This is a genomic window from Neptunicoccus sediminis (assembly GCF_001719615.1).
Taxonomy (GTDB): domain Bacteria; phylum Pseudomonadota; class Alphaproteobacteria; order Rhodobacterales; family Rhodobacteraceae; genus Amylibacter; species Amylibacter sediminis.
The window spans coordinates 71,108-95,926 of sequence record NZ_MDVX01000003.1 but is presented as its reverse complement, the minus strand read 5'-3'; the positions used below and the strand labels follow the sequence as shown (position 1 = coordinate 95,926).

Sequence of the window (24,819 nt, the reverse complement as noted above, 5' to 3'; positions counted from 1 at the left end):
AAGGCTCCCGAAGTGGTTTCCCGAACACTAGGCCCACACCGAAAGCGAGGCAAGTACCCCCTTTCAGGAAATACCTTTACCTTCAAACATTTAACAAATGGTATACGGGCCAGAGGCAGCGATAGGGCCGCCAGAAAAAAAACAGCCCCGTCGCCTGTCCGGGGCTGCTAAGGATCTATCCCTCGATCTTGCTGAAATCCGCAACCTGCCCCATGACTGTTCGGATGCGGCTCAACAAATTCAAACGGTTACGCCGCACAACTTCGCTGTCCGCATTGACCTGAACCGCCTCGAAAAACCCGTCGATCGGTCCGCGCAGGCTGGCCATAGCCGTCATCGCAGCGCCAAAATCCTCGGCCTCCATCGCCGGCGTGATCGCGCCCTCTGTGGTATCAAGCGCCGCAAACAGAGCCCGTTCCTCATCGCTGTCAGCGTATTTCACATCCGCACCATAGGAATATTCCACCCCGTCTTTGGCCTCTGCCTGAGACAAAATATTATTCGCCCGCTTGTAGCCTTGCAGCAGGTTGGTGCCATCCTCAGACTTCACAAACCCTTGCAACGCCTCTGCCCGTTTCACCAACAGGGTAAAGTCGTCGTTGTTCGGCATCGCCAGACAGGCATCAATCACATCATGGGAGATGCCCTGATCGCGGAGGTAAACTTTCAGACGGTCATGGAAGAAGGAGAGAAGGTCTGCTACGTCCACACCCTTATACCCTTTAGAGAACCAATCCGAAGCATTCACCCGAACCCCGTTCTCCAGAACCAACCGGATCACCCCCAACGCAGCGCGGCGCAGTGCGAACGGGTCTTTGCTGCCTGTCGGTTTCTCGTCAATCGCCCAGAACCCTGTCAGCGTGTCGATCTTATCCGCCAGCGCCACGGCCACGGACACAGGTGCGCTTGGCACATCGTCGCTTGGCCCCAGCGGAGAGTAATGCTCCTGCGCTGCCGCAGCCACCGCGTCGGGTTTCCCTGCTGCTGCCGCATAATAGCGCCCCATCAGGCCCTGCAGTTCCGGAAACTCATAAACCATCTCGGACGACAGATCTGCCTTGGCAAACCGCGCGGCTTCCTCGGCTTCATCCGCATCCGCCCCAACAACAGGCGCGATCTCCCGCGCGAGTGCAGCTATCCGCTCAATCCGATCCGCCTGTGATCCCAGCTTGTTGTGGAAGGTCACATTTTGCAGCTTCTCAACCCATTGCAAGCCGCCGGTTTCCGCGATGCGCAGATCGTTTTCCCAGAAGAATTTCGCATCCGAAAGACGCGCAAACAGCACCTTTTGGTTCCCCGCAAGGATCGTCACACCATTGTCGGCAGTCTCGCGGTTGGCCACGGTGACGAATTTCTCAATCCGGTCGGTTTTCGGATTGCGCACACTGAAAAACTTCTGGTGCTCTTTCATGGAAGTCTGCAACACCTCTGGCGGCAGGCCAAGGAAATCCTCGGCAATATCACCCATCAGCACAACCGGCCATTCCACCAGCCCTGAAACCTCGGCCAGCAGACCCTTGTCTTCAACCACGTCCAACCCTTGGGCAAAGGCCCCGTTGGTTGCATCGTTCCAGATCGTATCCGCACGGGATGCACTGTCGAGCACCACATGCGCCGCCGCCAGTTTACCGGCGTAATCGTCAAAGCTGTTCACCTTGATCACATCGGGCGCGTGGAACCGGTGCCCCCGCGTGGTGTTGCCAGCCGCAATCCCGTCCACGTCAAAAGGCACCACTTCGGCCCCTTCCGCATCATGCAGGATACACAGGATCGAATGCAGCGGGCGCACCCAGCGCAATTGACCGCTGCCCCAGCGCATGGATTTGGGCCATGGGAAGTTGCGCACCACGTTTGGCACCACTTCTGCAATAATATCTGCCGCCGCACGTCCGGGTTTTTCGATCAGGGCAAAATAGACTTGCCCTTTTTTCTCGTCCCGCACGTCCAACTGGTCGCGCGACACCCCTGCCCCGCGACAGAAGCCTTCGATGGCTTTTTCCGGTGCATCCACCCGCGGTCCCTTGCGTTCTTCGCGCAGGTCCGGCGAACGGTCGGTCAGCCCGACCACAGACAACGCCAACCGGCGCGGAGTGACAAAAGCACCCGCGCTTTCATAGGTCAGACCGGCCTCGACCAGACCATCTGTCACCAGCTTTTTCAAATCCTCAGAGGCGCGCTTTTGCATCCGCGCCGGAATTTCTTCGGAAAACAGTTCTAACAGCAGGTCAGCCATATCAATTCGTCCGTTTTTGGTTCCACGCCAAAGCGCGGCCATCTTCATATACTGCGACAACCCGGTCCACGCCGGGCACGACAACTTTTTCGCCAAGGAAAGCCACCGCATCGCCGCGATCCACATCCGACGTAACCGCCTCTGCGTCAAAACACGGCAGCGCAGCGGCGGGTGGTTCCGGTGCCACCGCGTCAAGAACCTCATAGGTTTCAGTCAGCATCGCGGTTGACATAGGTGTGCGGAAACAGGCCCAGAGATTCTGCGCCCCGCCGCCCAAAGCCGTCACCGCTTCTTGCAGGATGTCTTCGGGGGCCCCACCGCCAACCGGCGTCAGGGCAACCACCAGCTCAACCGGCTCCGGTGCGGGCGCTGCAGGCAGCGCTGCGGCGAGATTGCGGCTCTCCCCCAGCGGTTCTGACAGGGAAGCTTCTTCTCCGGTGCAGCTTTCGGGCAGATCCTCGCCCTCGAACTGGGCCAGCCCGCATTCGTTCATCTGACGCCACATATAGGCCCGCCCGTCCGGATACTGCGCGATAAAGCGGGAAAAGCCAAAAGGCTGGTTCCGCTCTGCCAGCAACACAACAGCCGCACCGGATGCAATATCTTCTGTCAAAGCCTGCGCATTGAAACAGTCAAACCAGCCCGGCGCCTGCAAGGGTGTCGCCGCATCCTTATAGGTGTCGGATGGCACATAATCCCAATCCACATCAAAACACGCCCGCAGTTTCAGCGGAGATGTGTCCGCCGTTATCCCGCGGTAGTTCGTCACCGGAAAGGCATCGCCAAAAGCGGTGACTTCCTCCAGCCCGTCAACCCGTTCGTAATAGGCATAGGTCTGACTGTACCACAGCCCTGCCCCCATCGCCAAAGCAACGCCTACAATCCCTGCAACCATCAACTTGCCATTCACGCCGCTGCGCCTCCGGCCTCGGTTTGCACAAAGGCATCGGCGCAGGCTTTGGCCAAAGCCCGTACACGCCCGATATAGGCTTGCCGCTCCGTTACCGAAATCACGCCGCGCGCGTCCAGCAGGTTGAAAAGATGGCTCGCCTTGATGCACTGGTCATAGGCGGGATGGGCCATAATGATCCTGCGTCCGGTCTTGGGATCATCCGCAGGCGCATCCAGAATACGCTGACACTCCGCTTCGGCATCCTCAAAATGTTTCAGCAACATATCAGTATCCGCAATGTCGAAATTCCAGCGGCTGTATTCCTGTTCGGTCTGTTTGAACACATCACCATAGGACAGCGGGATCAACGCGTCAGGATCGTTATAAGGCATGTCCATCACATGATCGACACCCAGAATATACATCGCCAGCCGTTCCAGCCCGTAAGTCAGTTCGCCTGATACGGGTTTACAGTCATGGCCGCCAACCTGCTGGAAATAGGTGAACTGGGACACTTCCATCCCGTCACACCAGACTTCCCAACCCAGACCCCAAGCGCCCAGCGTCGGGGATTCCCAGTCGTCTTCCACAAAGCGAATATCGTGCAGATCCATATCCACACCAATCGCCTCCAAAGACCCGAGATACAGCTCCTGCAAATCCGGCGGGCTGGGTTTGATCAACACCTGATACTGATAGTAATGCTGCAAACGGTTCGGGTTTTCACCGTAACGCCCGTCGGTTGGCCGGCGCGAAGGCTGCACATAGGCCGCCGCCCAAGGGTTGCTCCCAAGGGAGCGCAACGTGGTGGCCGGATGGAATGTGCCCGCCCCGACCTCCATGTCGTAGGGCTGAACCACAGCACAGCCTTTGGCCGCCCAATAGGCTTGCAATCTCAAAATAATCTCTTGAAAAGACCGCGGCTTGCTTTTCTCGACCACTGACATAATCCTATCCCACAGGGCTGTTCATTCCTCCGCCTTCCTTATGGAAACGTGCCAATGGGGTCAATTGCATCAAGGGTATTCAGCCGAACAAACCTTCGCCACACTCGCTCTTTTTCGTTTCATAGTCCCGCCCCGTTCTGGCCGGATTCCCCCGTTTTACTGTCTTCCACGCAGAGATCCGAACGATTCTATGTAAATTGTTGGGATTGAAAACGAACAAGCCCTTCCTTGTTTCCGGCAGGGCATAGCAATTTGAAGAGAAGATACATGGCGTTTACATTTGATTACGGAGCGGACCCCGCTTTCGGCTTCAAGGAGACTTTGGACCTGCTAGCCAGCGGAATTTACGACGATACAGAGGCCCTGACCGGCCCCTCCACCTACCAGTTCAGCAAGGACGGACTGACATTCGCCTTTGCGGGAACCGGATTGACCTATGGCGAAGCCTCGGGGCAAACGATCCTAACCGGCGGCACCCTGTCGGGGATCACAATCTCACAGGGTGGCACACAAATCGCCGCTGTCTCCGGTCTCGACATGCCGGCAAATGACTTTTTCACCGCCTTTATCGACGATTTCACCGGCGCCAACCCCACCGCATTGGAAACACTGCTGTTGCGGGATGACTGGGTGTTTAACGGCTCCGACGGGGTGGATACCTTGCTGAAAAGCCATAAATCCGCCGATAAATACAGCTACGCCCCTTCCGGCAATGATACCGCCTACCTGATGGGCGGCGACGATGTGTTCGACCTCGGGGACGGCAATGACGTGATCTACGGCGGCGCAGGCCACGACACGCTCTACGGCAACGATGGCAAGGACGCGCTCTACGGCGGACTCGACAACGACGAACTTTTCGGCGGCAATCGCGGCGGCACCGACCGTCTGTTCGGCGGCGAAGGCGAGGACATCCTGCACGGGATGAACAGCAGCGACAAGCTTTGGGGCGATGCCGGACAGGACATCCTTTACGGTGGCACGGGTCAGGACGTGATGTACGGCGGCGCGGGCGATGACTTGGCCTACGGCGAAAACGGCCGCGACAAAATGTATGGCGACGACGGCAATGACGCTATGAACGGCGGCCGCTCCACCGACCGCTTGTACGGCGGCGCGGGCGACGACGACCTGCGCGGCGGCACAGAAGAGGACGAAGTTTACGGCGGCCTAGACAATGACGCGCTGTACGGAGGCGATGATAATGACACGCTCTATGGCGAAGAGGGCGACGACGCGCTGCACGGCGATCACGGCAAGGATGTCCTTTACGGCGGTGACGGCAACGACGCCCTTTACGGCGGCAATGTGGGCGGCACCGACAGTCTTTACGGAGGCGACGGCAATGATCACCTCGACGGCGGCAATAGCGCTGACCAGCTTTGGGGGGACGCAGGCGATGATGTTCTCGAAGGGGGCACTGGCAACGACTTCATCTACGGCGGTGACGGGGCGGATCTGATCACAGGGGGCGACGAGAACGACCACCTTTATGGCGGCGCTGGTGCAGACACATTCGTCTTTAACAGCAATGACGGCGATGATGTGATTTACGATTTCGACGCGGGCGAAGATAGTCTCTCTCTGTCCGCCACGCCGGTGGATGTCGAAGAAATCGGCGCCGATACGGTTATCAGTATGGACGATGGTGCCAGCATAACCCTCGCTGACACGCTCTTGATCAGTGAAGGCACGGTCGCAGAGGTCCTCCCCGGATTCGCAGAGCCCGAATATATTGAATTTGTGCCCATCGAATGGGAGTTGATTGACCAGCCGATCTACATCTTCCACGAACCTATCATTCCAGAGTTCGACATCTTCTACGTGTAAGACATACACAGCCAGACACTACAAATACGAAAATACCCCGCAGCGCCCGGCTGCGGGGTATTTTTCCAATAGGCACTAAATGCCCGTCAGACTTATTTCGCTTTGATCACCAGCATAGTGACATAACCGTCGATCAGATACGGACCGTCTTTGGACGGGTCGCTCAAGAATTCAAACTCACCCGGTTTATCGCCTGTTGCATCAGTGTGCAGCATCAGCACCATACGGTCGCCCGACGGGATAGAAGGAGACGGTGTCACCAGAACGTTCTCGGTAACGCCAGCGTTTACTGGGGTATAACCAACAGGTTGGTCCACAGTCGCAAAGCCGTTGCCATCGTTCTTAACGGTGTAAAGCACCAGATAGCCGTCTTCTTCTGCGACCACACGCTCTGCCACGACTGTGTCATTCATAATCGTCTGGTCTTGTGCGGTGATGGATACTGTATCAGCGCTCGCTGCGGACGCGCCGCCCAACAGTGCTGCTGCAGTTAAACCTGTCAAAAAATTCTTAGCCGTAAACATTATACGTCTCCTTAGTTACTCGTTTCTTGCCATTTCGGAGCGCATCTTGTCGTTTTAGAACAGTATCTTGCGATACGTTCCTCAACCGCGTTGCCGTAACAGCCTGTCGATACAGTCACAACACCGCGAGGATAGATTTGGTTCCCTTCATTTATTCTTTTTTACTGTCCTTGCGCTGTGGCAGTAAGAAAACCGTTGAAAAACAAAAGAATTTATCATCACAAAAAAGGCCCCGCTATTGGCGGGGCCTGATCCAATCCATCCAAAACAGGTGGTAAACGGGCGCGGCCTGCCTGTTCAGGAGGCAACGGCCTTCATAAAGCGGTCGCGGATCACCACCGGATCCATCGTAATCACCGGATTTTTGGCATTGCCGCTTTCGCATTTGGACACGATAATCGTCATCTGGTCCCCGTCCAGCGCCTTGCGCATTTCGGCGGCGGTATCCTCTGCGCGGCACTCCACCACATTCTCGCAGCCGCAGGCTGTAGCGACCGCCGCCAGCGAAGTCTTCTTTCCCGCATAGGTGGGTTGGTCGCCGGTGGACCCATAGCTGCCGTTATCAATAATCAGCAGGATGAAGTTATCCGCCACATTATTGGCAATCGTCGGAAGGGTGCCAAAATTCGTCAGAACCGACCCGTCCCCGTCAATCGCGATCACCTTCTTGGGTTGCGCCAGCGCCAACCCCAACCCGATAGAAGACGCCAACCCCATTGTCCCGAGCATGTAAAAATTGCTCGGCTGGTCGTCGAGTGCGTGCAGTTCCTGACTGGGAATACCGATGTTGCAAACCACCAGTTCGTCGGAAATCATCGGCACCAGAGTTTTCAATACTTCAGAACGGATCATTGGTCCCCGTAGCCTCCCCAGAATGACGCATCGGTCAGGATCGCGACCGGCTTGTTGCACATGAATGTGTATTGCAGGATGTTATCCAGCTCCTCCACATCCGACTGCTGGTGAAAATGGTAGGTCGGAATGTTCAACTGCGCCAATAGCGCCTTTGTGTGCACCGCCATCTCTACCTGACAGGCCACAGGCTCGCGCAATTCTCCGCGGTAGGAAATCAGCATCGGCAGCGGCATGCGGTAATACTGGATCAAGGTCGCCAGCGTGTTGATCGTAACACCGATCGCCGTGTTCTGCATAATGATCGCAGGCCGTTTTCCCCCCATAAAGGCCCCCGCGCACAGTCCCATGCCCTCGTCCTCCTTGTTGGACGGGATATGAAAAATGTCAGGGCTTTCTTCCACCGCGTCGATCACTCCGGCCAGCTGTTTGCAAGGCACGGTCGTCACAAACTCGATTTTGTTTTTCACCAGATCAGAGACGATCCTGTCGTTCACATCCATTGCGGTTTGTCCTTTCTTCACTCGCCCCGCTTGTTCCGCAATTCCCCACACAGCACAATCCCGCACCGCTTAAGGGGGTGGAATTGGAAACCGGCCTTCGGGAATTGCGAAAAGATCACAGAATATCCGGTGTAACATGGATCAGCGTCGGCCCGTCCGCTTTGAACGCTGCCGCAATAGCCGCTTGCAATGCGTCAAGACTGTCCGGCGCAGCAGAACGCGCGCCCCAAGCCTCGGCCAGCTTGCAAAAATCAGGGTTGAGCGCCTGAACCGCATTGGGCGCAATCTGGCTGTTCACCATGCAATCCTCAATCTCTTTCAGCTTGCCATTGTCCCACAGGATAATCGGCAGGCTCAGCCCCAATTCTACGGCAACGCCCAGTTCTTGCACCGTGTATTGAAAGCCGTAATCGCCCGCCATCGCAATCACCGGCGCATCCCCCAGACCAATCTTGCCCCCGATTGCCGCAGGCAAAGCATAGCCGAGCGTTCCAAAACCGTAAGGATGATGCCAGCGCCCCGGCGCATCCATCGTGGTGGTCTCCTTAGAGACATAGGCAAATTGCGTCATATCGGAATAGATCTGCGTTCCGGCGGGCAAAGCCTCCATCACCGCATCCGCAATTTCAACGATGCCGGGCCTGTCCGCGCTGATTTCCGCCTTCCAGCGTTTGCGCGTCTCGGCCACATCGTCTGCTTTCCAGTCCGTTTCACCAGCCTGCACATTCTCGGCCAACCCCGCAAGAAACGCCTTGGCATCCGACAATACAGTCATATCCGGCGCTGCCATCAGATCGGCCAGCATCGGCGGATCAATATCTACCCGCACGAAATCGCCCTTATGCCCCAATGCATCACGCCAAAGGTCCACCTCGGCCAGTTCGGTGCCCACGGCAACCACGTAATCTGCCGACTCCAGAATACGTGCGCTTTCACCCTGTATCAGCCCTGCCCCGAAACACAGCGGATCATCAACCGCCGTGATCCCGCGCCCTGCAAAGCTGGTAAAGGACGCCGCCTTCGTCTTGGCCAGCACCGCGCGGGCCTCTGCCGCTGCACCAGCCGCACCGCCACCAAACACAAACAAAGGCCGTTTCGCCGCTGCCAGTCCCTCGGCCACCGCTTTGATCTGCGCCGCGCTTGCGGTTGGCAGCGCAGGCGTCACCGACTTGGGCGCGCTATACTCTGCCTCTGCCCCCAGCACCGCAATCGGCACCTGAATATGTTTGGGGCGCGGCCGCGCGGTCACAAATTCGCCAAAGGCCCGATCCACCAGTTGATAAGCCGCCGCCGCTGATTTGGCCTCTTCGGACCAGTCGCAGACGGTCTCTGCCGCAGCCCGCTGGTCCTTCATCTGATGCAACTGCCCCTTCTTGGCGGCAACCTCATCCAGACAGGAAGAGATCACCAGCATCGGCACGCTATCGCTATAGGCTTGTCCCATCGGCGTCATAATATTGCACAGCCCCGGTCCGGTGATCACATAGGCAACGCCCGGCTTGCCGGTAGCACGGGCATACCCGTCGGCCATGAACCCCGCGCCCTGCTCGTGGCGGGCCAGCACATGAGTGATACCGGCCTCTTCTATGCCACGGTACATCTCAACATTGTGCACCCCCGGAATCCCGAAAATCGTATCCACCCCCCGATCCTTCAACATATGCGAAATTTGTGCGCCCAAAGGTCGTTTCATTCAGTTTCTCCAGAAATTAGCCGTAAACAGTACAAAAACCGCCATCAGTTCCAAACGCCCCACCAACATGCCAATAGCCAGCAGCCATTTCGCTATGTCGTTCAGCTCGCTGAAATTGCCAGACGGCCCGATATAGTCCCCCAGCCCCGGCCCCACATTCGCCAGCGCGGTAGCCGCGCCCGATATGGCCGTAACCTTATCAAGCCCCGTCATTCCCAGAGCCACCGACAAAACCGCCAGAGAGGTCAGGAACAACATGAAAAACGCCATGACCGAGGAAATAACATCATCCGGCACAGAGCGGCGGTTGTATTTCAACACAAACACACCGTGTGGATTGTGCAGCCGCTTGATCTGCACGACAATGGCCTTCACCAGCAGCTCGTAGCGGAACACTTTGATCGAACAACAGGTCGACCCCGCACAGCCCCCCACCAGCCCCATCATAAAGAACAGCATCATGGGAAAGTTGCCCCAGGACTGGTAGTTGACGCTGGCATATCCGGTGCCCGAAAGAATAGAGGCCACATTGAACAATGCCTCCCGCACAGAGCGCTCCAGGTCGTCATGGTTGTGGATCAACTGATACATCGTCAACACCACCACCAGCAGCGAAAACAGCATCAAAAACGCCCGTATCTGGGAGTCCCGATACAGCGGCACCGCCGTCCCCGCCACCAGTTGCACGTACCGCACAAACGGCAGACTCGCCAGCATCATGAACACAGTTGCCACATACTCCGCAGGCCCCTGAAACGCCCCGAAAGACGCATCTTCGGTGGAAAAACCCCCCGTAGATAATGTGGTAAACGCATGCACCAGCGCATCAAACCCCGACATGCCTACAGCAAGATAACAGGCAAAACACACCACCGTCAGCACCAGATAGATCACCCCGATCTGACGGGCGATCTCTGCCGCTTTGGGCAGAATTTTTCCCATCGTTTCAAACCCTTCAGAGCGGAAAATCTGCATCCCCCCGACCCGCAGCATCGGCAGGAACACCATCGCCACAACGATGATCCCGACGCCGCCGAACCATTGCATCATCCCGCGCCACAGCAAAATACCTCTCGGCAGATCACCAAGCCCCGAAAACACGGTAGAACCGGTGGTGGTCAGCGCAGACATCGCCTCAAAGAAACCGTCAACCAGACGCGCATCCGTCGCCCCTAACCAAAAGGGCAAGGCCCCGAACACCGGCAGAACAACCCAGACGCCGGTGGTCAGAATAAACGTCTGCTGGATCGACAGCCCGCCTGTGGAACCATTCGCACAGGCCAGCGCCAGCGAGCCCCCCGCAAGTGCTGTCAAAACCCCCGATAGCCCGAAGACCCACCACTCCGGACTGCTGTCGAATATGTCGATCAACATCGGGAACACCATGGTGCATCCAAGGGCCAGAGTCAGCAGGCCGATCACATAAGCGGCAGGGCGAAAATCAAACATAAACGCAGGCTTGGCGCTCTGCGCGGAAACTGTCAAGCGATCTGTCGCCTTTCAAATTTGCCTCTGCACATACCGCAAAACGGCGATGTTCCATTTTCTTCAAATATCCGCAGGGGGAGCGGCGCAGCCGTGGGGGCAGCATGCCCCGGCTTGCGGCGCAACAAACCACAATCACCCGCGGTGAATCAGAGTTTCAAACATACGCGGATCAAGCGTGGAAGACTCAAACATCTCGCCCCGACACAGCACCGAAATCGCATCATGGCTGTGCAGACTCTCCTGATGGCTCGCCACCACACGGAAATCCCCGATTCGCGCGTCCTGCGCCAAAGCGCGGTAGAACAGGCGCACGGCGTCCTCGACAAAAATCGGATTTGCCGCATTCATCTCTGCAAACGCCTGCTCGTCCTCGCGCTTTACCATCACTTGCGTCTCGGTCGGTACGGCGTCATTGCACAGGGCCACGACATCCTCGAACCACAGCACATCACCGGACAGAACCTCTACGGAAATCCGCGCAACCGAACGCTGGGAATGGGGCGTGGCCAGTTGACCGCGTGTCCGGCGCGCATGTTCCGACAGTTCCAGCGAACACGGACAGGTTGACGAATAGACATAATCCAGATGTAGAATCCGCGTCTTGGCGCCGTTGCGATAGGTCGACTCCAGCGCAATATCATAATACTGATACCCGTGCAGACCAGATCTAAGCGATTGTTTCTTCATCGGAAAAGACAGACGCATCTGGATACGTGCATCCAGACTGTCCAGATCGCTGACGTAATCCCCAAGGGCCGCGTCGATGACATCAAAGCTGAACACACTTTCTGCATGGGCATAAAAGGACCGCATGATGCGGCTCATGTTAATGCCCTTCTTATTCTCCTCCAAAGACACGGTTCCGGTGACAGAGGTTTCAAGAACCATCTCCCCCTTGTCGCGGGTCAGATAACGCAGCGGCAGGCGAAAATTGGAAATCCCCACATGCTGGATCGCAGTTTTAGCGCCTTTGATCAGGCTTGCCGGACCATTCTGCAAATCCGGCAATCCCGCGATATAGGCTTTATCAGCCACCAGATCGTCGGGATAAATCGTGGAAAGCGCAGGATAGGCATCCCCCACCCCACGGGCCAGCGCACCGGCGGCATCGGCCGGTGCCAGATTGGCAAAGGCCGTTACATCATTGCCGGACGCCCAGCGCCGCAAAACCGCCAGGGCCTCGCGTGCGTCTTGTTCCGTCGGGGCATTTCGCTTGTCCTCGGAAAGGGTTTCGGTCTCAATAGCTGGGTCATGAACATTCATGGATCACCCCTTGGTTTAACCGCAGATGCTTTTTATATGCGCATCCTTGCCAGATTTTCCAGTTAAAGTCTCCGGAAAACCGACATTTACCCTGCCAAAGCCGCCAGCATATCGTTTAGAAGATCATCCCGATCCTCCAGACCGATGGAAATCCGCACCAACCCGTCCGAAATCCCCAGCCCGGCACATTGCTCTTGTGTCAGTCGCTGATGGGTTGTGGTTGCGGGATGGGTAATAATGCTTTTGGCATCGCCTAGATTGTTGGAAATCCGCACGATTTGCAGCGCATTGAGGAATTTGAACGCCGCGTCCTTGCCCCCTGCCAGCTCCAGCGAAAGCACAGTCCCGCCCCGCGTCATCTGCTTTTGCGCCAGCTCCCCCTGCGGGTGATCCGCCGCGAAGGGGTAAATCACCTTTGACAGCGCCTTATGCCCGGCCAGCTTTTCCGCCAGATAGGTTGCACTTGCCGCCTGTGCCTCACAGCGCAGGGCAAGGGTTTCCAACCCTTTCAACATCACCCAAGCGTTAAACGGGCTCAGCGCCGCGCCGGTGTGTTTCAAATAGGTCTGCAACGGCCCGCGCACAAATTCCTTTGTGCCCAGCACGATCCCCCCAAGACACCGCCCCTGCCCGTCGATGTGCTTTGTGGCGGAATAGACCACCACATCCGCGCCCAACTCCAACGAGCGCTGGAACACAGGTGTCGCGAATACGTTGTCCACCACCACAACAGCACCCGCAGCATGGGCAATCTCGCTAACCCCTGCAATATCAATCACTTCCAGCGTCGGATTGGAAATCGCCTCAAGAAAGCAAACCTTGGTATCAGGCCGCACCGCATCGCGCCATGCGTCCAGATCGGTGCCATCCACCAGTGTGACCTCCACACCGAATTTCGGCAGGATTTCTTCGACAATAAACAGGCAGGACCCGAACAGCGCACGGGCCGCCACAACATGATCGCCCGCCTTGACCAGCGCCATCAGCGCCCCGTTCACCGCCGCCATCCCGGACGCTGTGGCAAACGCATCTTCGGCCCCTTCAATCGCGGCCATCCGCTCTTCAAACATGGCCACGGTCGGGTTGCCATATCGGGCGTAGATGAATTCCTCTTCCCCCGCCTCGATAAACCGCGCTTCGGCCTGTTCCGCACTGTCGTACAAGAACCCCTGCGTCATAAAGATCGCTTCCGAAAGCTCCCCGAATTGGGACCGTTTCGTGCCGGCATGTACCGCCTTGGTGCTTGGTTTCCAGTTGTCCATCAACATCATCCTTCTGGCGGGCTGCATATGGGGTCAGCCCAAGAAAAAACCCCAACCGTAACAACGATCGGGGTGCAACTTCATAGACCTCGACCTTTTAGTGGTAAGATTAACGTGGCCCACAATCCGGTTACAAATCGCCACGGGTTTTGCATAATCCAGCCTTTCAGAACGGTCAATGGGCGAGTCTCCGAAAAAAGCGGCGAAATCCTCTGTTCACACTGTTTTGCACAGGCAACCAGCAGGGATTTCCCCCTTGCCCCGATGCAATCCCCGTATCACTCTGCGAGCAAAGGAGTATCCCCATGCAAGACCCGATAGACCTCTATTACTGGCCCACCCCGAACGGTTGGAAAATCTCCATCGCGCTCGAAGAATTCGGCCTGCCCTATGACACCCATCTGATTAACATCGGCAAAGGCGACCAGTTCGCGCCGGATTTCCTGAAAATCGCGCCTAACAACAGGATGCCGGCGATTACCGATCCGGACGGGCCGGACGGTGCGCCGGTCTCCATCTTTGAAAGCGGTGCGATCCTGCAATATCTGGCCCGCAAAACCGGCAGGTTCTGCGGCGAAACCGAACGCCAGCGCATTGAGGTAGACCAATGGCTGATGTGGCAGATGGGCGGAGTCGGCCCGATGGCGGGACAATGCCACCATTTTATCAAATACGCCCCGTATATGGACCCGCCGCAGGACATTCCCTACGCCAAAGACCGCTACCGCGCCGAAACGGCACGCCTGTACGGGGTTCTCGACCGCCGCTTGGAAGGGCGCGATTTCGTCTGCGACAGTTTCTCGATTGCTGACATGGCAATCTGGCCCTGGGCGAGCCTTTGGGAAGGTCAGGAACAAACGCTGGAGGACAAACCAAACCTCGCCGCATGGCTGGCCCGCTGTGCCGATCGTGAAGGCGTGCAAAGAGGCCGTGCCCATCATGCCGAACTGCGCTCTGACAATCGCGGCAAGGACGCCCAGAACAACCTGTTCAAACGCTAGAAACAGCAAAGCCAACCGAATTTTCCGCCGGTTGGCTTTGTAAAGCTTGTCACCTGCTTCGCTTCAGGACTTCAGCTTCTCCATCATGAACTGCAAGGCCAGCCCCAAACCGTCCGGCGCAATGCCATGTGCGGTGCCTTTGGACACATGGGTGTAAACCTCAAACCCTGCGCCGCTCAGCACCTCAGCCGCTTCGGGCATGGAACTCGGCGGCACCACATCGTCCATATCCCCGTGCACCAGCAGGACCGGCGGTTTGTTCACCACTTCGCCAATCGCTTCGGGTGCAAGCAACCGTCCCGAAAACCCGACAATCCCCGCCAGTTTGTCCGACAGCCGCGGCCCCACGTGCAGGCTCATCATCGTGCCTTGGGAAAAGCCCACCAGAACCGTCTGCGCTGCCGTCACGCCTTCAGCTTTCATCGTCTCAACCAGCCAGTCCCCCAGCAGTGCCACCGCTTCTTCCATACCGGCCCGCGCGGCTTCTTCTGTAGAACCGTCCATGCGCGGGATCGGGAACCATTCAAACCCCATCGGGTTCATCTTGCAGCGGTTCGGCGCATCCGGCGCGTAAAACACCGTATCCGGCATATGTTCCGCCAAAGGATCGGCCAGGGAAATCAGGTCATTCCCATCCGCTCCGTAGCCGTGCACAAAAATCACCAGTGATTTCGTGTCACCGGATTTCGCAGCCCGTTTGTGGCTTTCCAACAGCGCCATTATCGTATTCCTTCTCTCTTCTTCGCCACGCGGTAATACGCCCACAACAGCCGCGCCGCAACCGCCCGCCACGGCGACCACTCCGCCGCCATCGCCGCCATTGCTTTTTCGGACGGTCGCGCTTCCAGATCAAACAACAGTCTCGCTGCCTCCTGCAAGGCGAGATCGCCGCTCGGAAAAACATCCGCCCGTCCCAGTGATGTCAGCGCATAAACCTCTGCCGTCCAGCGCCCGATCCCCGTAATCCGGCAGAGCGCAGCAATCACATCCACATCAGGAACATCCCGCAACACACTGTAATCCAACTCACTTTCTGCCAGAGCACGCGTGTAGCGCAACTTCGGCCGTGACAAACCACAGCCAAGAATTTCTGCATCGCTTGCCGCCAAAACCCTGTCCCTTTGGTGCAATCCCGCCGCCTCCAGCCGCGCCCAGATCGCACTGGCCGAGGCGGTAGACACCTGCTGCCCGACAATGGCGCTCAGCAAAGCTTCAAACCCGTCGCCAGTGCGGCGCAGCGGCAATGGCCCCGTCTGCTCCAGCGCCGCGCGAAAGCGGTCATCCCGCGCCGCCAGCCAAGCCGCCCCTTCCGCCACATCCGCGTCCGTCTCGATAATCCGCCCGATACTCACCCCTGCGCCGCCAGCCACGCCAGACAGTCCGCAACAGAACGCACCACCGGCGCATCCGGCAGCGCGGGGCGGCGCTGCATCACAACCGGCAGACCCAATTGCCGCGCTGCATCCAGCTTGCTGCGGGACCGCGCCCCACCTGCATTCTTGACCACCAACCAATCCACCGATTCCCGCGTGAAAAACGCCACTTCCTCCTCAATGGAAAACGGCGGACGCCCGACCACGAACTGCCCGCCCGCAAAGGGGAAATCCCGCTGCGGCGGGTCAATCACACGGCACAGCAGACGCCGTCCTGACATATTCGCAAATTGCTCCAGAGTCTGACGCCCTGTCCCCAGAAACACAGTACAACCTTCCGGAACAATCCCCGCAACTTCGTCAAATTCATTCACAAACCGCCAGTCATCCCCCGCCTCTGGTGTCCAACCCTCCCGTTGCAGGATGACATGGGCCACCCCCGTTTCAGCCGCCGCCGAAGCCGCCTGTCGCGTCATCTGCGTGGCAAAGGGATGGGTGGCATCAACCAGAATATCAATCCGCTCGGCCCGCAAATAGGCAACCAGCCCGTCAACACCGCCAAAACCGCCAACCCGCGTCGCACACCCCAGATCAACTGGCGTCCGTGTCACCCCCGCCAGCGAAGCCGTCACCTCGACGCCCTCAGGCATCGCTCCGATCAACTCCCGCGCTTGAGAGGTTCCTGCCAGCACAAGCACCCGCTTCATGCGGCCCGCCCCAATATGACACCGGCGCGATCAATCACCACCACATCAATCATGACATCCGCTCCGCGCAATTGCGCCACCGCCTGCAATTGCGCCAGTCGCGCGATCTCCGCGGCGAGTTGTGGTCCCGCAATTGTCACCGCCTCCAAAGCGGTATTCGCACCCGATACATCCCGAAGCCCCAACCGCTGCGCCACAGCATTCAGCGCCATAAAATCCACCTGCGACCGGGAGGAATGCAAATCCACTGCCCCCTGCGCCAGCTTGGTAATCTTGCCAATACCGCCGCCAATCGTCATCCGAGGCACCGGATTTTTTGCCAGATACTTCAACAACCCGCCGCTGAAATCCCCCATGTCCAGCATGGCATGATCCGGCAAACCATAAAGCGCCTGCACCACCTTTTCAGAGGTCGCACCTGTACAGCCCGCCACATGGTTCTGCCCTCCGGCACGGGCCACATCAACGCCGCGGTGGATGGACGCAATCCACGCCGAACAGGAAAACGGCCGCACCACGCCGGTCGTCCCCAATATGGACAACCCCCCCTTAATCCCGAGCCGCGGATTCCATGTCTTCAACGCAATCTCTGCCCCACCCGGAATAGCAACCTCAATGACGACATCACCGCGCCGCCCGTGCTCCGCAGCCAAAGCCTCCACTTGCGCGCGCATCATCTGGCGCGGCACCGGATTGATCGCAGGCTCCCCGACCCCGATCGGCAATCCAGGCTTGGTCACAGTGCCAACCCCCTCGCCCGCCTTAAAAACCACACCGCCAGCCGATGCAGACACCCGCGCAATCACCAGCGCACCGTGGGTCACATCCGGATCATCCCCCGCATCCTTGGTGATGCCAACCTCGGCCCAACCGTCCCGCAACTCGCGATGGGCCAGCGGAAACACCGGCGTTTCCCCCCGCGGCAGCGTTATGCCAACCTCATTTGGAAACCCGTCGCCCCACAGCGCCAGCAACGCCGCTTTCACCGCAGCGGTGGCACAGGCACCTGTGGTCCAGCCACGGCGCAATTCGGATACAGGTTTACGAGCCATCTGATACAGGTAAAACCCGCCTCCCGCTTTTGCAATTGATTAAACACACTCCCCCGCCCAAGCGCTCCCGCTTCAATGTTCCCCAAATACTCATCCCACGCCGCAGCATTCGTATTTTCCCGCAATACAGTCGCAACCTGTCTTGCGAGACAGCCCCCTTCGGGTCCATAACCCCGCCATGACATCGAATCCTCTCCCCACGGGCGACTGGCCCGCATTGGAACCCGGTTGGGTCTGGCTCTGCGGCGCAGGACCGGGCGATCCGGGCCTGCTGACCCTTCATGCGCTCAACGCGCTGCAACAGGCCGATGTCATCGTCTATGACGCGCTGGTGGATCAACGTATCCTCGACTGGGCCAAACCGGAGGCCGCATTGGAATATGCGGGCAAACGGGGCGGCAAACCCTCTGCCAAACAGCGGGACATCTCGCTACGACTGGTCGAACTCGCCCAATCAGGCAAACGCGTGTTGCGCCTGAAAGGTGGCGATCCTTTCGTCTTTGGACGCGGCGGTGAAGAGGGTCAGACCCTCGTCCAGCACGGCATCCCGATCCGCATTATTCCGGGTATTTCCGCAGGTATCGGCGGTCTCGCCTATGCCGGCATCCCCGTCACCCACCGCGATGTAAACCAGTCTGTAACCTTTGTGACCGGACACGACCAATCGGGCGAAACGCCGTCGTCACTGAACTGGCAGGCAATTTCCCAAGGCTCGCAGGTGCTGGTGATCTATATGGGGATGAAACATATCGCCCCCATCGCCGCCGAACTGCTCGCCGCCGGTCGTCCCGCGTCAGAGCCTTGCGCCGTGGTGACAAACGCCACCACTCCCGAACAACAGGTGCTCGAATCCACCCTAGGCACACTGACTGACGATCTTGCCGCCTCCGGCCTGACACCGCCTGCAATCATCTGCGTCGGACGCTCTGTTTTGATGCGCCAGACGCTCGACTGGATGGCGATGGCCAAAGGCGAAGCCCCCCGCAATACCGACCCCCTAGGCAGAGGCCGCCCCGCCGAGGCATCCTGATGGGCGGTCTCATCCTGTCCGCTCCGGGATCGGCCAGCGGCAAAACCACCCTGACACTGGGCATCCTGCGCGCCCTGAAACAAAGGGGCGTTGCTGTCCGCTCGGCCAAATCCGGCCCCGATTACATCGATCCACGCTTTCACGCCGCCGCCAGCGGCACCGAGTGCCTGAACCTTGACGCCTGGGCCATGACGCCGGAGCGGATTCGCAGCCTTGCTGCCGGTTCCGGAACCCTCTTGATCGAAGGCGCAATGGGGCTGTTTGACGGCGCCCCCCCCGATGGCAAAGGCGCCACCGCCGATCTCGCGCGCATCCTGAACCTGCCGGTCGTCCTGATCCTTGATGTCTCCCATCAGGCCCAATCCGTTGCGGCTGTTGCCAAAGGGTTCGCCACGCTCGACCCAGATGTGCAAATCGCCGGTATTATCCTTAATAAAGTCGGCTCCCCCCGCCACGAACGTATGGTGCGCCTCGCCCTTGCGCCGCTCGGCATTCCGGTGCTCGGCGCAGTCCACCGCCAGACAGGTCTACAAACCCCGTCCCGTCACCTCGGGCTGGTCCAAGCGGCAGAGCATCCCGATCTCGAAGCCTTCCTCGACCAATCCGCCGCAATCGTGGCAGAGACCATCGACCTCGATGGCCTAGCGGCGCTGACTGCCCCTTTGGGCACAGCTCCCTCCAACGCAAAACCGCTACCCCCTCCGGCACAACGTCTCGCCATCGCCGCCGATGCCGCCTTTGCCTTTGCCTATCCCCACCTTCTACAAGACTGGCGGGACAGCGGCGCCGAACTTTCGTTTTTCTCTCCCCTTGCTGATGAAGCCCCGCCCGATTGCGATATGGTCATCTTGCCGGGCGGCTATCCCGAACTCCACGCCGGAAGGCTCGCCGCGAACGGGCGGTTTCTTACAGGACTGCGCAACGCCCGCGCCATCTACGGCGAGTGTGGCGGCTATATGATGCTGGGCGACGGGCTGGTAGACGCATCGGGCACCCGCCACCGGATGGCCGGACTGTTGCGACTGGAAACCAGCTTTGCCAAACGCAAACTGCACCTTGGCTATCGCAATCTGTCGCCTCTCGGCGGCCCGTGGGCAGCGGCGCTCAAAGCCCACGAATTTCACTACGCCACCACCCTAACCGCTGCGGGCACCCCCCTTTTCGACGCAACCGATGCCGAAGGCACAGCGCTGCCCCCGATGGGCCTGCGCGAGGGAACCGTGACAGGTTCCTTTGCCCATGTTATTGATCGGGTTGCCGCGTAGAGCAAACTGCACCACAGGTTAACTATCTGCTTGGCTTCCCAATGAAAGCAAGCTACCGCTTTGCCTATGACAGATTCCATGACCACATTCGCCAAACGCAACGTATTGATCCTGATCATTGCCCAAGCCGTTCTTGGCGCGCAAATGCCTCTGCTGTTTACGTTTTCCGGACTGGCGGGGCAGAAACTTGCCTCCAACATCTGCTTTGCGACCCTGCCGATTTCCATGATCGTCTTCGGCTCGATGACCACGGCACCGTGGCTGTCCCAATTCATGCAACGCTTCGGGCGCACAGCGGGTTTCCTGCTGGGCGCAACAGGCGGCGCCGCGGGGGCCCTGATCTGCGCCTATGCGATCTATGTCAGTTCCTTCGGCTGGCTGCTGGCAGGCTCTTACCTCACCGGTATCTACATGTCTGCCCACGGGTTTTACCGCTTTGCAGCAACCGATCTGGCCTCGGACGACTACCGCCCGAAAGCCATCTCTTACGTCATGGCCGCAGGCTTGCTGTCTGCTGTGATCGGCCCGCAACTGGGTGCCGCCAGCTTTGAGGCGATGGCCATTCCCTTCCTAGGCGTCTATGCCGCAGCCTTCGCGCTCAACTGCGTTGGCTTTCTGATCTTTCCCTTCCTCAAATCTTCCGCAATCACGGTGGACAAAGACCAACCCTATGGCGGCCGCAGCCGGATGGAACTGTTGAAAAACCCGCGGATCGCCACGGCGATCATCTGCGCAATGGTCTCTTATGCCCTGATGAACCTTGTAATGACCTCCACCCCCCTCGCGGTGGTCGGCTGCGGCTTTACCGAAGGGGACGCGGGCAACATCGTCACCGCACACGTCTTTGCCATGTTCGCGCCAAGCTTCTTTACCGGCCACCTGATCGCCCGTTTCGGCGTGGAAAAGATCATGGGCACCGGCCTGTTTATCCTGATGTGTGCCGGTCTCGTGGCACTGGCAGGCGTGCAGCTCAGCAACTTCTTCATCGCCCTCGCCCTGCTTGGCATCGGCTGGAACTTCGGCTTTATCGGCGCCACCGCCATGCTCGCCACCTCTCACACCCCTGAAGAACGGGGCAAGGCGCAGGGCATGAACGACTTTCTGGTCTTTGGCATGGTCACAGTAGCGTCGCTGGCATCGGGCGGTTTGATGAATTGCTCGGGCGGCAGCGTCATCCAAGGCTGGAACGCCGTGAACCTTGCGATGATCCCCTTCCTGATGCTGGCGTTCGGGGCGCTCGTCTGGCTCGCCATGCTCAAGCGTAAGGAAGCTTAATACAGGCTTCAATGTTCCCTAAATACTCAGAACCCGCCGGTTGCGGCCAGTCCCATCAGTCGCAACCGTTTCCCCGCATCCGAGCGGCCAAGCATCCCTGCCCCCACCAAAGCCGGTTCACCCACCGCCTGACGCAAGACCCCGCGGGCCAACCAGCCGGAGCGCAGCGCCGCACGTTTACGCCGCGCCGCGGATTTCAATGCAGGCCGCGCCGTCGCCAATCGCTGTAACGCTTCCTGCGCAAAACTGCGCACACCCTCGGCCGTCCCGTCCACCAGCGGATAGCGGTTCGCCGCCTCCAGTGCCGGCACAGCCTCCAGCAAGGCCGCCGCGCCGCAGCCGGACCCATAGCTGTGGGCCGCGTCCCGCGCAGCCGCGTCAGTTTCGCCACCAACCGCCTGAAACGCCAGCGCCATCAATCCGCCCGCCGTGGCCTCCAGATAGGACCAAAGCGCTGCATCATCTGCGTGAGGCTCTTTGTAAATATCCCAGCGCCGCGCCGCCACCAGCGCGTCAAACGGCGCCCGCGGCAGACCCTGTCGTGCCACCAGATCAGCCAGCGGAGTCACCACCTGATGCCGCCGCACCGCCCCGCCGGTAAAAATTTCCTCCACCGCATCAATCCACCATTGCAGACGCATTTCCGCGATCATCGGCTCTTCCGTCACCCAAGGCGCACGGGACACCTCGACGTTAAAAGCATAAAGCACCATCAGCGCATCCCGATCCGCGCCGCTGGCTGTCATCGCAGAGAGAAACCGCATCGGATCGCCCGAATGGACGGTCTCGGCGCAACTGGCAATGTCGTCTTGCAGGCTCATTTGATATTCCTGATAAATTCGGCAGTTTTCGCAATGGCGTCCGGCTGGCGGATCACATCCAGATGCCCGACCCCCTGCAATATCTGGTAGTGCCCCTTGGGATTGGCCCCCGACAGCGCCGCTTCGAATTGATCCGCCTTGAACGCTTCATCCTCTGCCCCTGCAATCAACAGGAACTCCGGCAGGGCCGCCACATCCGCAAGGTAATCCGACCGGGGCGCGTAAGACGTGTTCAGACGGAACGAATAGGCCCCCGTCATGCTCTCGGACAGCGGCCCTTCCGGCAAGTTGAAGGTGATTGCTGTCATCCCGTTCAACCCCGTGATCCCCACAGCGTTCAACATGCTCAGACCAATTACACGGCGGGTCAACACCTGCGCCCAACCACCGGAATTTTCCCGCATGGTCGGCGCGTTATATTTGAGATAGGGCGCGAACAGCACCGCCCCGTCGAGTGTGCCTCCATGCGGTCCACCGGCATAACGCACCACCAGCCCCCCGCCGGAAGAATGCCCGATCAACACCAGTTTTTGCCCGTCCTGACGGTATTGCGTCACAAGATCCGCCAGATCATCCTCCAATTGCCCGATGTAGGCCACATCGCCTTTGGGCGGCGGGTTAACCCCGTGTCCGCGAAGGTCAGGCACCAGCACTTGTGCGCCCGTCCGCGCAGATAATTCGGCCGCCAGCCCGCCGTAAGCCGCACCATGCGCGCCCGAGCCATGCACCAGCACGACCAGAGAAGTTTCCGCCCCCGGTCCACCATGCACCCGCACCGCCAGTTCAACCCCGTCCCGCGCCGTATATCGCACAGGCTCTACCACATCGCCGCCGACCTGCAATTTGTCAAAATCCAGCCCCGCCCCCGTCGTTGGCGAAGGCCGCTGTGACAGGATCAAACCACCCGCAATCAGCAGGTAAATCACAGCCGGGACCAGCGCAAAGCGCAGCACCGTCAAAAGCACATCCATTCCAGCCTATTCCTCTGTCCCACGCCTTGCAGCAGCAACCTAAACAGGCTTTGCCCCGTCCCGCAGCAGTTTCCAGTTGATGGCATCCACCAGCGCCTCAAAGCTTGCATCTACAATATTGGCCGACACCCCGACCGTAGACCAGCGGCGGCCTTCACCGTCTTCTGAGTCGATCACAACGCGGGTTACAGCCTCGGTGCCGCCATTGGTGATCCGCACTTTGAAATCCACCAGATGCATGTCGTCAATGATCGCCTGATAGGGTCCGAGATCCCGCTCTAGCGCCCGCCACAAGGCGTTCACCGGCCCTTGGTCGTTGCCGGTCTCATCCATGGACTCGCTGGCCGACAGGTGTTTTTGCCCGCCGATACTGACTGCCACCACCGCTTCGGAGAGCGTTTTACGCTCCTGCCCCGGTGCCTTGGCCCGCTCCACCGTCACACGGTAGCGCATGATTTCAAAAAACCGTGGCAGAATACCCAACACGCGGCGGGCGAGGATTTCAAACGAGGCTTGCGCACTGTCATAGGCATAGCCCTGATCTTCGCGGCGTTTGATCTCGTCGAGAATTTCCATCATCTGCGCCCCTTCCGGCGCAGCGATCCCCGCATCCTTCAGCCGTTTTCGCAGGTTACTTTGACCCGCTTGGTTGGACATGGGAATAATCCGCTGGTTGCCCACCAGTGACGGGTCCACATGCTCATAAGTCGTCGGGTCTTTCAGGATCGCACTTGCATGAAGCCCCGCTTTATGGGCAAAGGCACTCGCCCCCACATAGGCGGCCCATTTGTGCGAGACACGGTTGAGAATATCATCCAGCATCCGGCTCAACTGGGTCAGGGATTTCAGCCCCGCCGTTGAAACGCCGGTTTCAAACCGGCTGGCATAGGGTTCTTTCAACAGCAAGGTAGGGATAAGCGCCGTCAGATTGGCATTGCCACAGCGCTCCCCGAGCCCGTTCAGCGTACCTTGGATTTGTCGCGCCCCCGCATCCACCGCTGCCAGCGTATTGGCCACGGCCATTTCCGTGTCGTTGTGGGTGTGAATCCCCAAATGATCCCCGGGAATACCTGCCGCAATCACTGCCTTTGTTGCCTTGCGCACGTCATCCGGCAAAGCCCCGCCATTGGTGTCACACAAAACGATCCAGCGCGCGCCTGCATCATAGGCCGCTTTCGCCGCCTTTAAGGTATAGTCTGGGTTTGCCTTATACCCGTCAAAGAAATGTTCGCAGTCAAACAGCGCCTCGCGTCCTTGTGCTTTGATATGGGCGACACTTTCACGGATATTGTCGAGGTTTTCCTCGAGCGAGATGCCCAGCGCCTTGGTCACATGAAAATCATGGGTCTTGCCCACCAGACAGACCGCAGGCGTGTTGGCATTCATCACCGCTGCCAGAACATCGTCATTCGCGGCGGAGCGGCCCGAACGTTTGGTCATCCCGAAAGCGGTAAAAACAGATGTGGAAAGCACGGGCGCCGCATCAAAGAAATCGCTGTCCGTGGGATTGGCCCCCGGCCAGCCGCCTTCGACATAATCAATCCCGAGCCTGTCGAGCGCCGTCGCGATGCGGGTTTTGTCTTCAGCCGTGAAATCAACCCCTTGCGTCTGTTGCCCGTCCCGCAAAGTGGTGTCGTAAAGATAGAGGCGCTCTTTGGTCATAGTGTTACCTCAAAAACCGGCAGTGCCCGGCACGAATGTGCCATGCCCGACCTCCCCCACGGGAGGGCATATTCCTTCGGCCGAACTAAATTCCGCAATCTGGGGACACAATACTCCGTCGCGCCTAGTAGAGAGGCCTCCCGAGGTCGGGCATGCCCCATCCGCACCATTTCAA

22 protein-coding genes and 1 riboswitch are annotated in these 24,819 nt (G+C 58.9%); of the genes, 5 read left to right on the top strand and 17 right to left on the bottom strand.

Translation table 11 applies throughout. The features are described 5' to 3' along the window. Positions 1 to 175 precede the first annotated feature (175 nt). The 3 genes from glyS to BFV97_RS06880 are packed head-to-tail and all read right to left on the bottom strand — an operon-like array spanning position 176 to position 4,072. On the bottom strand, positions 176 to 2,233 hold the full coding sequence (glyS, locus tag BFV97_RS06890; RefSeq protein ID WP_069299617.1) for a glycine--tRNA ligase subunit beta: 2,058 nt from the start codon (positions 2,231 to 2,233) through the stop codon (positions 176 to 178). Position 2,234: 1 nt separating this feature from the next. After that, positions 2,235 to 3,143, bottom strand: a complete 909-nt coding sequence (locus tag BFV97_RS06885) for a DUF6446 family protein (protein WP_069299616.1) — start codon at positions 3,141 to 3,143, stop codon at positions 2,235 to 2,237. Further along, positions 3,140 to 4,072, bottom strand: a complete 933-nt coding sequence (locus BFV97_RS06880; RefSeq protein ID WP_069299615.1) for a glycine--tRNA ligase subunit alpha — start codon at positions 4,070 to 4,072, stop codon at positions 3,140 to 3,142. Before BFV97_RS06880 ends, BFV97_RS06885 begins: the two co-directional genes overlap by 4 nt. 267 nt (positions 4,073 to 4,339) lie before the next feature. Here BFV97_RS06880 and BFV97_RS06875 point away from each other — a divergent pair, with 267 nt between their 5' ends. Next, a complete protein-coding gene (locus tag BFV97_RS06875) occupies positions 4,340 to 5,902 on the top strand; it encodes a calcium-binding protein (RefSeq protein ID WP_069299614.1) in 1,563 nt (520 codons plus the stop codon). 92 nt (positions 5,903 to 5,994) lie between these two features. Here BFV97_RS06875 and BFV97_RS06870 read toward each other — a convergent pair whose 3' ends face one another. From BFV97_RS06870 to metZ, 7 genes are all read right to left on the bottom strand, one after another. Beyond that, on the bottom strand, positions 5,995 to 6,426 hold the full coding sequence (locus BFV97_RS06870; protein ID WP_069299613.1) for a DUF7282 domain-containing protein: 432 nt from the start codon (positions 6,424 to 6,426) through the stop codon (positions 5,995 to 5,997). Positions 6,427 to 6,723: 297 nt separating this feature from the next. After that, complete coding sequence (gene comE, locus BFV97_RS06865; protein ID WP_069299612.1) at positions 6,724 to 7,278, bottom strand: sulfopyruvate decarboxylase subunit beta; 555 nt, start codon at positions 7,276 to 7,278, stop codon at positions 6,724 to 6,726. Next, positions 7,275 to 7,781 (bottom strand): sulfopyruvate decarboxylase subunit alpha, encoded by a 507-nt coding sequence (gene comD, locus BFV97_RS06860; protein ID WP_069299611.1) that lies wholly within the window; start codon positions 7,779 to 7,781, stop codon positions 7,275 to 7,277. The genes comE and comD overlap by 4 nt, the downstream gene beginning before the upstream one ends. A gap of 115 nt (positions 7,782 to 7,896) precedes the next feature. Beyond that, the gene (locus BFV97_RS06855) at positions 7,897 to 9,474 is read right to left on the bottom strand and encodes a 5-guanidino-2-oxopentanoate decarboxylase (RefSeq protein WP_083225548.1); all 1,578 of its coding nucleotides are present in this window, start codon (positions 9,472 to 9,474) and stop codon (positions 7,897 to 7,899) included. After that, on the bottom strand, positions 9,475 to 10,923 hold the full coding sequence (locus BFV97_RS06850; protein WP_069299905.1) for a TrkH family potassium uptake protein: 1,449 nt from the start codon (positions 10,921 to 10,923) through the stop codon (positions 9,475 to 9,477). A gap of 171 nt (positions 10,924 to 11,094) precedes the next feature. After that, complete coding sequence (gene folE2 / locus BFV97_RS06845) at positions 11,095 to 12,225, bottom strand: GTP cyclohydrolase FolE2 (protein ID WP_069299610.1); 1,131 nt, start codon at positions 12,223 to 12,225, stop codon at positions 11,095 to 11,097. 86 nt (positions 12,226 to 12,311) lie between these two features. Next, positions 12,312 to 13,490 carry an O-succinylhomoserine sulfhydrylase gene (gene metZ, locus BFV97_RS06840; RefSeq protein WP_425412265.1) on the bottom strand — a complete coding sequence of 393 codons (1,179 nt, stop codon included), beginning with the start codon at positions 13,488 to 13,490 and terminating at the stop codon, positions 12,312 to 12,314. Between the two features lie 74 nt (positions 13,491 to 13,564). Beyond that, a riboswitch (SAM riboswitch) is annotated at positions 13,565 to 13,641 on the bottom strand. A 151-nt stretch (positions 13,642 to 13,792) separates the two neighbouring features. Here metZ and BFV97_RS06835 point away from each other — a divergent pair. After that, positions 13,793 to 14,488: a glutathione S-transferase N-terminal domain-containing protein gene (locus BFV97_RS06835; RefSeq protein ID WP_069299608.1), complete on the top strand. Its 696-nt coding sequence runs from the start codon at positions 13,793 to 13,795 to the stop codon at positions 14,486 to 14,488. 63 nt (positions 14,489 to 14,551) lie between these two features. On the opposite strand, the gene BFV97_RS06830 is transcribed toward BFV97_RS06835, so the two are convergent. From BFV97_RS06830 to BFV97_RS06815, 4 genes are read right to left on the bottom strand one after another with little or no spacing between them, the layout of a single operon-like run. Continuing rightward, positions 14,552 to 15,211 carry an alpha/beta hydrolase gene (locus tag BFV97_RS06830; protein ID WP_108721657.1) on the bottom strand — a complete coding sequence of 220 codons (660 nt, stop codon included), beginning with the start codon at positions 15,209 to 15,211 and terminating at the stop codon, positions 14,552 to 14,554. After that, a complete protein-coding gene (locus BFV97_RS06825) occupies positions 15,208 to 15,840 on the bottom strand; it encodes a DNA-3-methyladenine glycosylase family protein (protein ID WP_069299904.1) in 633 nt (210 codons plus the stop codon). Before BFV97_RS06825 ends, BFV97_RS06830 begins: the two co-directional genes overlap by 4 nt. Continuing rightward, complete coding sequence (locus tag BFV97_RS06820; RefSeq protein ID WP_069299606.1) at positions 15,837 to 16,568, bottom strand: cobalt-precorrin-6A reductase; 732 nt, start codon at positions 16,566 to 16,568, stop codon at positions 15,837 to 15,839. Before BFV97_RS06820 ends, BFV97_RS06825 begins: the two co-directional genes overlap by 4 nt. After that, the gene (locus BFV97_RS06815; protein ID WP_069299605.1) at positions 16,565 to 17,620 is read right to left on the bottom strand and encodes a cobalt-precorrin-5B (C(1))-methyltransferase; all 1,056 of its coding nucleotides are present in this window, start codon (positions 17,618 to 17,620) and stop codon (positions 16,565 to 16,567) included. The genes BFV97_RS06820 and BFV97_RS06815 overlap by 4 nt, the downstream gene beginning before the upstream one ends. Positions 17,621 to 17,798: 178 nt before the next feature. Between BFV97_RS06815 and cobA the strand changes: the two genes are divergently transcribed. The 3 genes from cobA (at position 17,799) to BFV97_RS06800 (ending at position 21,190) form a co-directional block, all read left to right on the top strand. After that, positions 17,799 to 18,650 carry a uroporphyrinogen-III C-methyltransferase gene (cobA, locus tag BFV97_RS06810; protein ID WP_069299604.1) on the top strand — a complete coding sequence of 284 codons (852 nt, stop codon included), beginning with the start codon at positions 17,799 to 17,801 and terminating at the stop codon, positions 18,648 to 18,650. Then, the gene (locus tag BFV97_RS06805; RefSeq protein WP_069299603.1) at positions 18,650 to 19,915 is read left to right on the top strand and encodes a cobyrinic acid a,c-diamide synthase CobB; all 1,266 of its coding nucleotides are present in this window, start codon (positions 18,650 to 18,652) and stop codon (positions 19,913 to 19,915) included. Before cobA ends, BFV97_RS06805 begins: the two co-directional genes overlap by 1 nt. Positions 19,916 to 19,981: 66 nt before the next feature. Then, positions 19,982 to 21,190 (top strand): MFS transporter, encoded by a 1,209-nt coding sequence (locus BFV97_RS06800; protein ID WP_069299602.1) that lies wholly within the window; start codon positions 19,982 to 19,984, stop codon positions 21,188 to 21,190. A gap of 26 nt (positions 21,191 to 21,216) precedes the next feature. Here the strand turns inward: BFV97_RS06800 and BFV97_RS06795 are convergent, their stop codons facing one another. From BFV97_RS06795 to cimA, 3 genes are read right to left on the bottom strand one after another with little or no spacing between them, the layout of a single operon-like run. Then, a complete protein-coding gene (locus BFV97_RS06795; RefSeq protein WP_069299601.1) occupies positions 21,217 to 22,011 on the bottom strand; it encodes a phytoene/squalene synthase family protein in 795 nt (264 codons plus the stop codon). Beyond that, positions 22,008 to 22,982, bottom strand: a complete 975-nt coding sequence (locus BFV97_RS06790) for an alpha/beta hydrolase (protein ID WP_083225547.1) — start codon at positions 22,980 to 22,982, stop codon at positions 22,008 to 22,010. Before BFV97_RS06790 ends, BFV97_RS06795 begins: the two co-directional genes overlap by 4 nt. Positions 22,983 to 23,021: 39 nt before the next feature. Next, the gene (cimA, locus tag BFV97_RS06785) at positions 23,022 to 24,644 is read right to left on the bottom strand and encodes a citramalate synthase (protein WP_069299600.1); all 1,623 of its coding nucleotides are present in this window, start codon (positions 24,642 to 24,644) and stop codon (positions 23,022 to 23,024) included. Positions 24,645 to 24,819 lie beyond the last annotated feature (175 nt).

What these genes read in the sequence shown, in the direction of transcription:
- glyS (WP_069299617.1), bottom strand. Translation starts at nt 2,233, where the DNA reads ATGGCTGACCTGCTGTTAGAACTGTTTTCCGAAGAAATTCCGGCGCGG.
- BFV97_RS06880 (WP_069299615.1), bottom strand. Translation starts at nt 4,072, where the DNA reads ATGTCAGTGGTCGAGAAAAGCAAGCCGCGGTCTTTTCAAGAGATTATT.
- BFV97_RS06875 (WP_069299614.1), top strand. Translation starts at nt 4,340, where the DNA reads ATGGCGTTTACATTTGATTACGGAGCGGACCCCGCTTTCGGCTTCAAG.
- BFV97_RS06870 (WP_069299613.1), bottom strand. Translation starts at nt 6,426, where the DNA reads ATGTTTACGGCTAAGAATTTTTTGACAGGTTTAACTGCAGCAGCACTG.
- comE (WP_069299612.1), bottom strand. Translation starts at nt 7,278, where the DNA reads ATGATCCGTTCTGAAGTATTGAAAACTCTGGTGCCGATGATTTCCGAC.
- comD (WP_069299611.1), bottom strand. Translation starts at nt 7,781, where the DNA reads ATGGATGTGAACGACAGGATCGTCTCTGATCTGGTGAAAAACAAAATC.
- BFV97_RS06855 (WP_083225548.1), bottom strand. Translation starts at nt 9,474, where the DNA reads ATGAAACGACCTTTGGGCGCACAAATTTCGCATATGTTGAAGGATCGG.
- BFV97_RS06850 (WP_069299905.1), bottom strand. Translation starts at nt 10,923, where the DNA reads ATGTTTGATTTTCGCCCTGCCGCTTATGTGATCGGCCTGCTGACTCTG.
- folE2 (WP_069299610.1), bottom strand. Translation starts at nt 12,225, where the DNA reads ATGAATGTTCATGACCCAGCTATTGAGACCGAAACCCTTTCCGAGGAC.
- BFV97_RS06835 (WP_069299608.1), top strand. Translation starts at nt 13,793, where the DNA reads ATGCAAGACCCGATAGACCTCTATTACTGGCCCACCCCGAACGGTTGG.
- BFV97_RS06820 (WP_069299606.1), bottom strand. Translation starts at nt 16,568, where the DNA reads ATGAAGCGGGTGCTTGTGCTGGCAGGAACCTCTCAAGCGCGGGAGTTG.
- BFV97_RS06815 (WP_069299605.1), bottom strand. Translation starts at nt 17,620, where the DNA reads ATGGCTCGTAAACCTGTATCCGAATTGCGCCGTGGCTGGACCACAGGT.
- cobA (WP_069299604.1), top strand. Translation starts at nt 17,799, where the DNA reads ATGACATCGAATCCTCTCCCCACGGGCGACTGGCCCGCATTGGAACCC.
- BFV97_RS06805 (WP_069299603.1), top strand. Translation starts at nt 18,650, where the DNA reads ATGGGCGGTCTCATCCTGTCCGCTCCGGGATCGGCCAGCGGCAAAACC.
- BFV97_RS06800 (WP_069299602.1), top strand. Translation starts at nt 19,982, where the DNA reads ATGACAGATTCCATGACCACATTCGCCAAACGCAACGTATTGATCCTG.
- BFV97_RS06795 (WP_069299601.1), bottom strand. Translation starts at nt 22,011, where the DNA reads ATGAGCCTGCAAGACGACATTGCCAGTTGCGCCGAGACCGTCCATTCG.
- BFV97_RS06790 (WP_083225547.1), bottom strand. Translation starts at nt 22,982, where the DNA reads ATGGATGTGCTTTTGACGGTGCTGCGCTTTGCGCTGGTCCCGGCTGTG.
- cimA (WP_069299600.1), bottom strand. Translation starts at nt 24,644, where the DNA reads ATGACCAAAGAGCGCCTCTATCTTTACGACACCACTTTGCGGGACGGG.